The 13,633-nt window shown below is 38.1% G+C and carries 13 protein-coding genes; 9 read left to right on the forward strand and 4 right to left on the reverse strand.

Annotation, left to right across the window (positions count from 1 at the left end; genetic code table 11):
• Nucleotides 1-663: 663 nt before the first annotated feature.
• Nucleotides 664-933: a DUF2551 domain-containing protein gene (locus ASJ81_RS12210; RefSeq protein ID WP_048109002.1), complete on the reverse strand. Its 270-nt coding sequence runs from the start codon at nucleotides 931-933 to the stop codon at nucleotides 664-666.
• Between the two features lie 576 nt (nucleotides 934-1,509).
• Between ASJ81_RS12210 and ASJ81_RS12215 the strand changes: the two genes are divergently transcribed.
• The 7 genes from ASJ81_RS12215 to ASJ81_RS12245 all read left to right on the forward strand — a co-directional run bounded on the left by ASJ81_RS12215 (nucleotide 1,510) and on the right by ASJ81_RS12245 (nucleotide 8,601).
• The gene (locus tag ASJ81_RS12215; RefSeq protein WP_095644678.1) at nucleotides 1,510-2,196 is read left to right on the forward strand and encodes a 4'-phosphopantetheinyl transferase family protein; all 687 of its coding nucleotides are present in this window, start codon (nucleotides 1,510-1,512) and stop codon (nucleotides 2,194-2,196) included.
• Between the two features lie 334 nt (nucleotides 2,197-2,530).
• Nucleotides 2,531-2,776: an acyl carrier protein gene (locus tag ASJ81_RS12220; protein ID WP_048109004.1), complete on the forward strand. Its 246-nt coding sequence runs from the start codon at nucleotides 2,531-2,533 to the stop codon at nucleotides 2,774-2,776.
• A 6-nt stretch (nucleotides 2,777-2,782) separates the two neighbouring features.
• The gene (locus ASJ81_RS12225) at nucleotides 2,783-4,261 is read left to right on the forward strand and encodes a class I adenylate-forming enzyme family protein (protein ID WP_095644679.1); all 1,479 of its coding nucleotides are present in this window, start codon (nucleotides 2,783-2,785) and stop codon (nucleotides 4,259-4,261) included.
• Nucleotides 4,242-5,279: a hypothetical protein gene (locus ASJ81_RS12230; RefSeq protein ID WP_095644680.1), complete on the forward strand. Its 1,038-nt coding sequence runs from the start codon at nucleotides 4,242-4,244 to the stop codon at nucleotides 5,277-5,279. Before ASJ81_RS12225 ends, ASJ81_RS12230 begins: the two co-directional genes overlap by 20 nt.
• A gap of 216 nt (nucleotides 5,280-5,495) precedes the next feature.
• Nucleotides 5,496-6,488, forward strand: coding sequence for an NAD(+) synthase (gene nadE, locus ASJ81_RS12235; protein WP_095644681.1), 993 nt, complete (start codon nucleotides 5,496-5,498; stop codon nucleotides 6,486-6,488).
• A 42-nt stretch (nucleotides 6,489-6,530) separates the two neighbouring features.
• The gene (locus ASJ81_RS12240; protein ID WP_095644682.1) at nucleotides 6,531-7,664 is read left to right on the forward strand and encodes a DUF362 domain-containing protein; all 1,134 of its coding nucleotides are present in this window, start codon (nucleotides 6,531-6,533) and stop codon (nucleotides 7,662-7,664) included.
• Nucleotides 7,665-8,067: 403 nt separating this feature from the next.
• A complete protein-coding gene (locus ASJ81_RS12245; protein ID WP_095644683.1) occupies nucleotides 8,068-8,601 on the forward strand; it encodes an acyltransferase in 534 nt (177 codons plus the stop codon).
• 902 nt (nucleotides 8,602-9,503) lie between these two features.
• Here ASJ81_RS12245 and ASJ81_RS12250 read toward each other — a convergent pair.
• A complete protein-coding gene (locus ASJ81_RS12250; RefSeq protein WP_095644684.1) occupies nucleotides 9,504-10,088 on the reverse strand; it encodes a metal-dependent hydrolase in 585 nt (194 codons plus the stop codon).
• A 203-nt stretch (nucleotides 10,089-10,291) separates the two neighbouring features.
• Nucleotides 10,292-11,353 (reverse strand): radical SAM protein, encoded by a 1,062-nt coding sequence (locus tag ASJ81_RS12255; RefSeq protein ID WP_095644685.1) that lies wholly within the window; start codon nucleotides 11,351-11,353, stop codon nucleotides 10,292-10,294.
• 142 nt (nucleotides 11,354-11,495) lie between these two features.
• On the opposite strand from ASJ81_RS12255, the gene ASJ81_RS12260 reads away from it, so the two are divergent.
• The gene (locus ASJ81_RS12260; protein WP_048109012.1) at nucleotides 11,496-11,681 is read left to right on the forward strand and encodes a 4Fe-4S binding protein; all 186 of its coding nucleotides are present in this window, start codon (nucleotides 11,496-11,498) and stop codon (nucleotides 11,679-11,681) included.
• Nucleotides 11,682-11,699: 18 nt separating this feature from the next.
• The gene (locus ASJ81_RS12265; protein ID WP_245860113.1) at nucleotides 11,700-12,485 is read left to right on the forward strand and encodes a cyclase family protein; all 786 of its coding nucleotides are present in this window, start codon (nucleotides 11,700-11,702) and stop codon (nucleotides 12,483-12,485) included.
• 341 nt (nucleotides 12,486-12,826) lie between these two features.
• On the opposite strand, the gene ASJ81_RS12270 is transcribed toward ASJ81_RS12265, so the two are convergent.
• A complete protein-coding gene (locus ASJ81_RS12270; protein ID WP_095644686.1) occupies nucleotides 12,827-13,426 on the reverse strand; it encodes a hypothetical protein in 600 nt (199 codons plus the stop codon).
• Nucleotides 13,427-13,633 lie beyond the last annotated feature (207 nt).

The raw sequence follows: 13,633 nt of genomic DNA on the forward strand, positions 1-13,633 counted from the left end.
TTATATCCATCTTATTTAAGGAAAATGTAGAGAAAGTCTTATGCATATGTTTTTAACTATTAAGAACACTCCGAATACAACAATTAACATAATAAACAACAAAATATATTCAAAATTCATATATAAAAAATATATGAACAAAGAACGGGTAAAAAAATTCGAATGAAAAATACCACGATATCAATAACATATACAAGAATTATTAAAAAACTGAAAACTTGCGTCTTAAAACTGAAAACTTGCGTCTTTATACTTCATTTAAAGCGTCTCTATATTTCATATTTTAAAGCGTCTCTATATTTCACATTTTAAAGCGTCTTTATATCTCATATCTTAAATGGCCAATCTAACTTGCGATCATAAAAATACTCCTGATGATTCTTATATGATGATTTTTATATTAAGAATAAAACTGAGTTCTGGTAGTAGTTATTAGACTGAGATTCTATTAGAAATAAAAACTGTATGCGCTATATCTCGCTTATCGAGCTAAATTTTGGAAGTATTTAGCTCTCCAATGTTCCCAGTTTTTACTTGAAGTAAATCAGAGTACCTCGAAGCAAGATTCAAAGTCTTTAATCACTCCGTTTTTTTCGCTGCTTTAGCAGAATCAATAAGCAACTTCAAAATTTTTACCCAAAAACAGATAGCAAGAAGAGTGGCTCAGTAGTTTTCAAGCACAGAGCCAACAATGTTTTTATAACTTTCTTTCAGGGAATAGACGTTGTGATCTCCAGTAACATTTATGCTCAGAATTCCAAGCCTTGTGTTCATAAGCCCGACCATAGCCGACACTCCCCGGTAGCTTACCTCAAAATTTCCTTTATCCAGGTAATCGTAAACTTCACCGGTGGTGAACTTGTCTCCGGTCAGGAAGAGATTGAGCACAACCTTGCGTATCCCGTTTTCATCCCTGCCGAGATACTTAATCAATCTCGCTCTTACCCTTTCTTCCGCAGTTTGCAGTTTCGGACACCTCAGTTAATGATTGAATTATGTTGCTTTAGCATTATATTGCTCACTATTCTTTTAGTTATAAAAAGTATGCGACCTCTAAGTAGAGGCGCTAAGAAACGAATACCCTATATCCTTATCGTTTATATATTTTAGGATTGCTTTTTTTAATTATTAATATAAATTATAATTTAATACCAACACATAAGTTTCAGCATACTGTCAATGACGATAAACAATCCACGTTATTCATAAGTTAAAATTCTCCGATCTCAATGTTTAAGAAAGTTTGAGAATTATAAAGTATGTTAAAGAAGTAGGAGTAGTATATACGAAACTTAGCTATAAATCTGAGCTAAACGACAAAGATACATCACATCGAAAGTGGAAACACTACAACTGAGCCTGATATCTGCAACTTTTGAGATTATTCCCATAAAAGGTTAGGTAAGGCAGGAATTTTTCTTGATCCGGCTTTCATACCCTTGCTCAGCAAGTTTCCAATAATAAAAAGCATGGAATATATACTAGACATAAAATATGTAAGTGGACTGCATGTGCAAAGAGTACTTAAAATTGCCTTTTCCCGTTTCTCTTGAATATGTACCTTACCTGTGGCAACAGAGTGATATTCTTGTTTTTCTTGTTGACCTGGATAACTATGACACATTCAGTACAAGTTACCTCAGCAAGATAGAATTGAAATATCTCGAGAGGTTGCAGACAAGTTACTTTAAGAAAAGATATATTGTCTCCAGAACGGTTTTAAAACACATAATATGCAAGATTGCTAATGAGCAATCAGCCTCTGAAATATCCACATACAAAAACGAATGTGGGAAGGTCTGCGTCCTTAATCACAATGAACTACGCATTTGTATATCGTATACCGAAAGCCTTGCAGTCCTTGCAATCTCAAAGGTTGATGTTGGTATTGATATTGAACTTGCTAGAAAACTAGCTCTTAAAAGTACTTTTAAAAACTTCCATAAGAAAATTTCACTTGTGGACAAAATTACAGGCGAAACCGATCTTTTAAAAATATGGACTTTAAAAGAAGCTTATTCCAAGTTTTCAAATAAAAAGATGCATCTTGTTTTTAATAAGGAACTGGATCTCAATAGTGTTAACTATTCAACTTACGTTTTGGACAACAAATACTTAATCTCTATCGTTACTTCTCAGGGATCGTACGTCACCATTATAAATCGTCTTCAAAAAATCGAATGTGATTGGGACTGAAGATTTTCGATGAAATCTGAAGTTTAAAGCTATGCATCTATTTCTGTTTTATTCAGGCTGATTCGTACACGTATGAATCCCCGATTGTCGGATAATATACTGAATATATATTTTTTCATGGAAAAGAAATTAAATCATATAATACATCAGAATGCATGCAATCGATTTTCACTCATATTTCGTCTTAAATAGGGCTTTTGTCAGCCAATAAGTGGCTCAAATTATTTATATAGTTGGATTACGTAATTATCACTGAGGACTCACGTCATTATGAGCAGAAATGCATTATTTATGATTATTGGTCCACTGAACGAAAACTTTGGGGGAAATATAGATGGAACAAATAAAGAATGACATTGTAGATTATTTAAAAGCTAATTCTTTCATGGACAATGGCAGTAGTTTGAAGGACAATGATTCTCTCACTCAAAATGGCATTATAGATTCCATTGGATTACTTGAACTTATGGACTATATCTGTGAGAAATATTCTATAGAGATTCCTGAAGATATGCTGACACCGGAAAATTTTGATTCGTTACAGGGAATTACTAATATGATAACAAAACTGGCGAAGTGAAAAGATATGCGAATTGATGCGTATATCGCTGAGTACGCCAGAAAAATTCCTCAAAACATTGCCCTGGAAGAGGGTAAAAACTCAGTTTCCTATAGCTGCCTTGACAATGATATAAATACTATTGTTTTAACATTAGATGATTTTAAACACTGCAGGTTTGCAATACTGGCAGAATCAGGCATGCTATATGTGAAAGTTCTCATGGCAGTATATCGATCTACCAATATTGCAGTCCCTCTGCCAATAGAATTTCCTAAATTCAGTCTTGAAAAAATCCTTTATACTGCTCATATCAACAATATCATCACAACCGATACACAGTACTCAAGATTTGGAGAGGACTTTTTTGAGCGTTTTGGAACTGTGATAATTATTTCCGGCAGTACATCTGGAGAATTTTTGCGCAAGAAGATTGAAACAGAAGCGAATAATCCGGAATTACGGCTAGTTCTTTACACTTCAGGTACGACAGGCACCCCAAAAGGAGTTATGTTAAGTGACAGAAACCTGATAGCAAACGCAGAGTCAATAATAAAGATCCTTCGTATAAATTCCAGAGACAAAGGGGCACTGGTAATATCCCCGCATCATGCTTTTGGGAACTCCATAATTAACTCCCATCTAATGGCTGGTAGCTCGGTCAGAATTGGAAATATGAATTTTATAGACTCGGTTTTCAGCCTTATAGGGTCAGATGTGTCCATATTCTATGGGGTGCCCAGCACCTACCGTATACTCCTTCGGTATCTGGAGAGGTTTAGAAAGGACTTTTCAAACGTTAGAACGGCTGCATCGGCAGGAGGGGGAATGGACCGGTCTATTGTAAAAGAGATAAGGGAGTTAGCTCCCGATATTGAGATTCTCCCTATGTACGGGCAAACTGAAGCTACCGCAAGGCTTGCCTACTTGCCAGCAGAAGATGTGGACGAGTTTATTGACACTATAGGAAAAGCAATTCCTGGGGTTATACTGGATGTCTTTGATTCTGAGTACAGGCCAGTAAAGCCTGGCATCACGGGCGAACTGGTTGCTACAGGAGACAATATTATGCTGGGATATCTGGATGATGAAATCGCCACGGAAAAGAGAATTATAAATGGGTGGTTGCATACCGGCGATCTCGCACAGAAATTGCCCAATGGATATATCAGACTGCTAGGACGCAAGGATGATCTTCTAAAAATCGGTGATCATCGCGTTAACCCAAGAGAAATTGAGAGAAACATAGAAGAAAACAATGAAGTATCAAGGGTTTTTGTCGTACCTGTGCACCATGAACTTATGGGAACTGCAATTAGCCTCATGGTCATACCTGCGGAAGGGACAGAAATTGAAAAGCTGTTTGCATTCTGCCGAAAAAGCCTGCCAGGTTACCTGTGTCCAAGAGAAATACTATTCATTGATCACCTTCCCTTGAGCGAAAACGGGAAAATATCCAATAGATCCATTATAGAGGAATACAAGCATGTCAAAGCTAGTATGTAAAAAGTGTGTTCTGGATTCCGAGATTCCAGGTATACAAATTAATGGGGACACTGGCCTCTGCCACTTCTGTGAGACATATACTCCCCTTAGTTCGCAGGATAAAAAGAAATATCTGTCCAGAATTGAAGAACTTTTTGAACAGTACGGTGGAAAAGGTAACTACGATGTAATTTATGCACTTTCCGGTGGCAAAGATTCGTCTTACACACTCTACAAACTCAAAAAAGACTATCCTTTCCTTAGGATACTTGCTGTACAGTTCGATAACGGGTTCACTTCCGAAAACGCAATAATGAATGCAAAAAAAATGTGCAAGATCACAGGATGCGATTATTTCCAGTTAACAATGGAAAAGGAAATTCTGTATAATACATTTCGAAAAGCTGCAGAGTCATATGACGCATTTCCGAAATTCGCCAAATATCGAGCCAGTGACATATGCAATGTTTGCATCACCATCATTAAACAAAAGTTAATAGAGCAGGCAATACTTCAAAAAGCGCCTTTCGTAATATTTGCCTTTACAGCTGGACAGTCTCCTAATCCAATAATCAACCTATCAGTTAATTTTATTCAGTGGTCCAGAGACTTATTTGAAAAACAACTTCGGAAAATAGGCGTAGAGGACAAGGACGAAATCTTTCTCCTAAAAAAAGAGGTTCTTGAGAACGTAGGTGAAAATGTTCCGAGTATACTGCACCCTCTATGCCTCTGGGATTACAGTGAAGATAAAGTACTTGAGACCCTGCTTGAAATCGGGTGGGAACTTCCGGGAATCAATGACAGCAATTCAACTAACTGTACATTGAACTCTTTTGCCTGTTACAACCACCTGGAGAAGTACGGGTTTCATCCATATGCCTTTGACATAGCAGGGCTTGTCCGAAGCGGTGAAATGTCAAGAGAAGAGGGACTTGAAAAAATTAATCAGAAACTGTCACAGCCATTGATAGAAGAGGCTGCAAGAAAGCTTAACTTGAAAGTAAAGAGCTCACAAAAAGTAATCGTTAAAGTTTGATTCTGAGATAAAGAGCTTAACTATATTAGATAACCAAATCAATTAAGTTTAATAGTTTAATTTGAACAGTCTAACTTAAACAGTCTAACTTAAACAGCCTAACTTAAACAGTCTAACTTGAACAGTCTAACTTGAACAGTCTAACTTAAACAATTTAATTTGAACAGTCTAACTTAAACAGTCTAATTCTAAGATCTAATTATTTGAGGGGTAATTATGCAGATCACAGAAGAAATGAGCATGAATATAATAGAAGAACTCAATGGAAACATTGAAAATATAGCTTTAAAACTGAGGGGTTTTATTAGAGATCAGGTGACTGGTTTTAAGAAAAAAGGAATAGTTATAGGAGTTTCGGGAGGAATTGACTCAGCTGTAGCACTTACACTATGTGTACAGGAACTGGGAAAAGAAAACGTGCATGGACTTCTCCTTCCTGAAGAGGAATCCGCTCCTTCCAGCAAGACCCTGGGAGCAGAGATCTGTGAAAGCCTTGGAGTGTCGTATGAAGAAGTGCCCATATCTCCGATTCTAAGATCGCTTAATATCTATGATAAGAAAGAACAAATTATAAAGAGAGTCTGCCCTGAATATGATATCAGAATACATAAAACTTCGTTAGTTCTTCCTGATTTTCTTAACACGGGATCGCTAAACGTCCCCTATATCCGCTTAGTAAAAAATAATGAAACTATTGGAAAGTACAGGCTAAAAGCTACCGATTATCTTGAATTAATAGGCTTGCAGGGCGTCAAACAGAGATCTAGAATGCTCGTTCAATATATGTATGCTGAAACGTTGAATTATGCAGTTTGCGGTACGACCAACAAGACCGAAGTAGTTCTTGGTCAGTTTGTGAAATATGGGGATGGGGGTGTAGATCTTGAACCTCTGGCAGACTGTTATAAGACCCAGGTCTATGCTCTGGGGAGATATCTGGATATCAACAAAGAAATTATGAAACGTCCTCCAAGTGCTGATACCTGGAGCCATTACACAACTGATGAGGAATTTTACTGGCGCATGCCGATTCAGATCATGGATCAGATGCTGTATGCCCAGGAACATCAGTTGCCCCTGCAAGTAATTGAAAAGAGCACCGGGCTGTCCAGAGAGACAATCGAAAAAGCCCAGAAGCATATCCATAGAATAAGAAATAATACAGAATATATACGAGCCGCGCCGCCTGTTTGTTATATCAACAGGTAAAAACTGTGGAAATGCCTGTAAACAAAATTAAAAAGTGTGAATATGAATACCAGGGTCTCAGTTGTTGAATGCCAGGACTATTCGAGTGCTAAAGAATCGATAAACGAAGCGCTAAACCTGATAGGCGGGCTTGAGAAAATTATAGTTCCTGGCAGCCGCGTGCTTCTCAAACCCAATGTGCTTTCTATTCGACCGCCAGAGGATGCCGTTACCACCCATCCGGCGATAGTATCCGCTATGTGCGAACTTGTCTCGGAAGCAGGAGGCATTCCAGTTGTAGGAGACGGGTCCGGTATTGTGAAACCCGGATCCACTACGACTTCGCAGGCGCTTAAAGTGTCTGGTATTGAGGATGTTGCTTTCGATCATGGGGTTGAGTTGATCAATTTTGAGACGTCAGGTTTTATTGAAATTGATGTTCCGAATGCAAGTCAGTTTTCTCATCTGTACATCTCAAAAGCCATACTTGAGGCAGATGTAGTAATCTCTCTTCCAAAGCTCAAGACCCATGAACTCACACTGTATACAGGGGCAGTTAAAAATTTCTTCGGCGCCGTACCTCAGAAAACTAGAAAACAAGCTCATTTCCTGGAAGACCGCCGCCGTTTTGGAGAAGCAATTGTTGACATATATTCTGTTGTCAAGCCTCAGCTTGCAGTTATGGATGGAGTGGTTGGAATGGAAGGAAATGGTCCGTCCAATGGCACACCTATCTTTGCAGGCGTGATTATGGCAAGTTATGACTGTGTATCCCTGGATATAGTAGCCTCTGAGCTTATAGGAGTCGATCCTTTAAAGGTTCCTACAAATATAGCTGCAATCAAAAGAGGTTTCGGAACCGAGCATCCTGAGATTGTTGGGATACTGCTGGAAAAAGCAAAGGTCAGGTTCAAAAGCCCTGAAGGCGGAATTACGGCTTATATACCAGCTTTCCTTATGAGAATCCTTAGAAAACAATTAGCTGTAAGGCCTATTATTAACACTTCAAAATGTGAACTTTGTAGAGCCTGCGTTTCGAACTGTTCAGCGCATGCCATTGAGAAAATAGACAGTGTACTCAAAATTAACGAAGAGAAATGCATTCACTGTTATTGCTGCCGTGAACTTTGCCCTAATGATGCGGTAGAAATAAAAAAATCACTGCTTATGAAGCTTGTAACCAGAAGTAAAAGTTAACAGGAGAATTATAGTTAGCATAAGAGTCGCCTGAGAGTATGTATGATTAAGCATAATGGACAGTGTACTAGGCAGATTATTAATGCCAAAATTAATTAGGCGTAATAAGTAATTTATTTATCTATCGAAATGCCAATGAAAAAGCGTAAAAAATTTAATAAGGATGTATTATAAAATAATTTGACAGAAAAGTCATGTAAAATAATTTAATCGAGAAAATTGTATCCCACTTTCCGCAGATGTACACAAAAATGCCACTTATTATCTCAATACGGCAATAAGCTAAAAACTTAAAATCGGATTTGATGAGATAATATGGCAAATCGGCAAATAAATTCTACATCTGTGTACATCTGCGGAATGTAGGTTGTATAAATAACTAGATAGAAATGGGGGGTATAGCGTGACTACTGTAGTGTCTAATAGAGATAAAGTAGCTTTTAGCGAAGTTGCGGACCATTACCACAGTAATAAACTTCTGTTTGGCATAAAATATTTTAAAAATTGGATTCTGGAACAGCTTGCCTCATTCATTCCCGTTCCTTCCTGGAGGGCAAAACTGCACAGGATGAGGGGTGTAAATCTTGGGCATAATGTATATGTCGGCTATAATGTGGTTTTTGATCGAATCCACCCTGAATTAATTACGGTAGGAGATTACTCTGAAATCGGGGACCGATGCATACTATCTGCTCATACGAGAGGGAGTTTGACTACAAGACAAGCATATCCGAGAACTATGGCTCCCATAAAAATCGGACGTGGAGTTTGTGTAAACCCTGGATGTATAATCACTCAGGGTGTAGAAATCGGGGATAACTCAATAATAGGTATCGGATCAGTAGTTAACCGCAGCATATCTCCAAATAGTCTTGCTCTGGGCTATCCTGCCAGGGTAATTAAAAAGCTTGAAGGTGTAGGTGAACTTAAAACCTGATTTTAATACTTTGATCGTGCACTATTAGCTAGTTGATGTTATTTCCAAATGTTTTTAGTGGCGTATCATATTTGCAATTTAGTAAGGTTAATAGCATGCTTGATGCACGAAGCATAGGGCATTTCTAGCACTGGAAAATTAATCATGAAAAATATCAACCGCATAATGGTGGACGATCAATTATTTACAACGGAACTATAATTTTAAATTTAAATAGTATTATGTTTGAAACAACATAACGAGATATTCTATCAATAAAGCATTCCATCTTGTTTTTCTTAATTAAATAAGATAAAGTTTCTTTCCAGTTGTATCAAAAATTGGAAATGCCTCAGCTGGAGTCATGAAAGAATCTTATCGCAAATTGAACAAAATAAAGACTATAAGACACTGTCAAAAAAGGATATTTTGCAGGCTGATATTAAAATATTCAGTAATTTGGTTAACTATAGGATTTTGAGACATAAGCTTTGTATCAGCCTGCAAAACGAAATTGATTGAAAAGTTAAAAAAGATTTCGATTTTTCACCAAAACTCTATTGAAGCCTGAAGGTTGTGTTGCAAAAAGTTTCTTCTCGCAATTTGAGGTTAAAACTGGTATTTTTTGTGTTCATAACCGCATCTGCAATCTCTTTTAACAGAATAGTTTATGCTTGTGGATTGAGGTAAAAGAAAAATGGGTGGATTACGTTGATACAGAATGAAAAGATCTTCCAGTGTTATCTGGTTGATATTACCATGATGAATATTCAGTAGGACAAGTGCTTGCTTTTTTGTGCAAGTAACGCAAGTCAGCTCAAGTCGCGCTGAAGCTCGGAACAAAAAACATGGAAACTACTTTACGATCATTTGAGAATAATATCAACCAGATAACAGAGGACAACCCAATATTTTCAACTATTTTATTTTTCGGTTTTGTAGTTTAGCTCAAAACCGTACTTACTCAGGGCAAAGAGTGCTATCATTATTATGGAACAAATGAAAAAGACCGATACAAAAGATGTCATCAGGTAATTAAAGACTCCGGTTTCCCGAAAACCTGTGTCCATCATTGAAAATAAACTAATCTTCTCCTTGTACAATGGATAAAGGTACTCACAGCCTCCTTCACTTATGTCATCGAGCAACAGGTGAGAAGCAAACGCAGCCTCTGCAAGAAGTCCGAGATACACTGCCCTGTCAGACTTCCTGTACTTAATATATCCTGCAACAATCCCGAACAGGACTGCTGAAAGACTGAATAAAAGTGAATGTGTTGGAATCGGGCCGACCCAGCAATGTTCCATAGTACCGTTTACTAGCAAGCTGTGAATGACCATAATATCCGGGAATAATGCACAGACACTGCCTACAGACATCAGAAATAGTAAGTTCGTTGAACCCTTAAGAGAGAGTTCCCCTCGAAAAAACGATCTGATAGCAGCAAAGACTGCCACTGCACTTATACAGAATACAAAGAATAGCACATGTACAATCGGGTAAGGCATAAGAAAACACTTAAGAGTTCTAAATGTAACAGTTTTTAGGTTTAGATAAAGTTGGTCTCCAACATATTTAAAATTTTTTAATGAGTTATGCGGGAAGTATTTCTCTTTAGAAAAGTTCTTTGCAGGAGTTAGTTAACCTTAAAGACGCTTCATGAATTCAGGAAATAGTTATTCTTTGCCAGCTTACTTGCTCGGAGAGTACCTTAAAGAGGAATTAGCTCGACAAGCATTCCGTCTTCGAATGGATATCTTTCAATAATAGTAAGCCTTGATCCTGAGGGTTCCAGTTCTTCTTTAATGCTTTCTTTTAATTCTTCAAGTACCCACCAGGCGATCTCGATTTTTCTATTTTTTACTTCAAACAGTTCGGATGGGATTTCCAGATTCCGCAAAGTTTTTTCTGCAAGCTCCTGGTCTCCCCCTTCAATTACCCCATACACCAGAGTGCCGTCGTCGGTGATTTCGTCGAACTCTCTTGCAGTGTTCTTTGCGATCCGCTGAAATCTTTTGCGGAGCTGAACTGCATCTTTATAAACTGAAGAACAAAAATGGGCCTTTTTACACTTCGTAAGAGCAGTCCTGGCAAATTTACAGGACCCTGCAGCCGCACTGGACGTGTCGGATTCGAGACAAAAACCATTCATCAAGAGAGCTTCCGAGTTATTGTCCGAAAATTCGAGTTCATTCAAGTTAAGGAAAACTCCAGTTTCTTCTGCAAAAGCTGCAACCTTCTCCGCCCCTTCAAGAGCAGGAATCTCGATTCCGGCTTCGATTCCGAGTTCCTTTGCATTTTGCAGAGCATCTGCGTATTGACTGTTCTTAAGGTCATTCCAGTATTTCTGCGGAGGATGGAAACGGATTTCATCAAGGCCTGCATCTGCAAGCTTTTCAAGGATCTGCCTTCCAGGAGCCATAGAAGTATAGAGATGGATGTGATGCCCTTTTCCGAAAGAAGTCTTGAGCATTCGGATATAATACAGAACTCTTTCAAGCTTTAGTAAGGGCTCTCCACCTGTGATTCCTGTCCCAAGAGCATTCATAAGCTCGGCTTCTTTCAGTAAATCCTCATCGCTGTTTACAGGTCTTTCATTCGCAAAAACAAGGTCTTTTCCTCGTCTTTCATCAGAAAGAGGGCAGTAAAAGCAGTTCCTGGTGCAAAGGCCTGTTACGAAAAGAACCATTTTGGCGCCCTTCTGGCAGAGTCTACACCCTTCGGAGAGATAACTGTAAAAAGAACCGGTTTCATCTTCAGTGAACTTTTCCATACCTGAATCTGCATATTCTTTTTTTTTATATATAAGGCTTGTTTTTGACTCCAGATTGAAAGTATGGAGACGCCTTTATAAAGAAGGGGTTTTTCTCGGAAACTGATATAACCATGAGGTGCTAAAGGTTCACTGATCACTGATGTCAGAACAAAATGGATACGTCGTGGTTTTCGGCTGCAAAAGATGCGGAAAATGCAAAGATGTCTGTCCTGTAGGTGCAATATATGAGGAAAATGAGCTTGCGAAAATAGACCCCAAGAAATGCACCCTTTGTATGAAATGCATAGATGAGTGCACGAACAGGTCCATTATCTATATGGAATAAGACGTTAAAGGTGTTAACATGGGAAAAACTCCAATTGACGTGAAAGGAATTTTTACTCAAGTGGAAGAATTTCAGGCTGAAATGGGGAAACTCACAGCTCATGGAAAAATAATAGATATTACCGTCCCGATTTCCCCTTTTACACGGACTTTTCCCGGAGACCCGATACCTGCAATTGAGAAGGTCTGTACTCTTGAAGAGGAAGGCTATGCTGTATCAAAGTTGAGTCTTGGAAGCCATACAGGCACACATGTCGATGCTCCTTCTCATATCCTGAAAAATGGCCTGACTATTGACAAACTGGAACTAAAAAGCCTCATGGGTCCGGCTCTTATTCTCGACTTTTCATCACTGTCAGGTGAACTGACTGCTCGTATTCTTGAAAAGGCATTTCAGAACATGGGAGCTCCTGAAAATATCCAGATCCTCCTTCTGAAAACAGAAGCCTTTTCTCGGAAACAAGGAAATGCAGGTAACCTTAGTACACAAAGTACAGAGTCAGATCCACAAAGTATGGAACTAGGGAAGGAAAAATCTGGCTCTGCATACCTTGACGAAAGCGGAACAGCCTGGATTGTTGAAAAAGGCTTCAAGACGATCGGAATTGACGATTTTTCGGTGGACAATTTTTATTCCGAAACTCTACCTGCTCACCACATCCTTCTTTCAGGTAATGTGAACATAATAGAATGTCTTGAACTCAGCTCCATACGAGCAGGAACTTATTTCTTCCTCTGCCTTCCCCTTAAAATTGAAGGTTGTGACGGCGCACCTGCAAGAGCCTTATTGATATCTTATTCTTGATTATCACTTTTGAAATTCCATTTTGAATTTCACTTTTGGGTTTTCATTTTGAATTTTCATTTTGAATTTTCATTTTGAGTTTTCATTTTGAATTTTCATTTTGAGTTTCCATTTTGAGTTTTCATTTTGAGTTTTCATTTTGAGTTTTCATATTGAGTTTCCATATTGAGTTTCCATTTTGAGCTTCACTTTTGAAATATTAAGTTTGAATTTCCATTTTAAGTTTCCATTTTAAGTTTCCGTTTTGAATTTTGACATTTAAACTATTACTTTTGGTTCTGATTTTGGACCATCATTTTTGATTTTTCATTTCTTTTTGTTTTTGAACTACATATCATCCTTCAAAAGTGAGACATAGTGTACCTTATCCCGTTTTGCATGACCAGCTCGAAGAGGAATTCTCCAGAAACCGGATACTCAATTACAACTCCTGTCTTTTCAGGAGATAAAGGTGTCAGGATGTTTTCCCGGCTCTCCCAGGGCACCCATGCTCCTTTAGAATTTTGCTCGCCTTTTATAAAGTGTACCGGCTTTCCTGCAAGAAATAATCTTTTTTTAACTCCGTTTTCATACTGGTAGATAATAGTATTATTTTCAAGAACCCATTCCGAATCTTGAAGCTGTCCATTGCATTCGTGATCAGGGTCCACTCCGAAGCTAATATACCTGACTGAAGAAGGAAAGGAGAATTTGAGGGTACACATTGTCCCTTCAGGACTATGACTCTCAGCAGAATCTCGGGCATACCCTTCCTGAATTGAACGGATCGACAGAGAAGCAGCCTCAACCTGGGACTTAATCTGCGCCTCTTCCAGGACAGGACTTGCGTTATGCCAGGCCTGAAATGCTATAATTAGCACTGCTGCAAGCAGACTTAAGTACACAACTAATTTTAGAGGGATAGTATCTGCAGCAGTAGTATCGGAAGCAAGATTTCTCATATAAGAACTAACATGCCATACATATTAAAAAATTTTACTCAGCGTTTAATAGATAATCTCTGATTAATAGATTATGTGTGAGTAACGACAAATTTCATCAACATATAGTCTTTGATTAACAGATAACTTGTATCCTCTTCAAATTCAATGGTTTTTCAACCGCATAAAAAATATAATAGTTTTTCCATTTTCCCTTATCATATTTTA

Origin of the sequence: Methanosarcina spelaei, assembly GCF_002287235.1 — an archaeon.
In the GTDB taxonomy this organism is placed as follows: domain Archaea; phylum Halobacteriota; class Methanosarcinia; order Methanosarcinales; family Methanosarcinaceae; genus Methanosarcina; species Methanosarcina spelaei.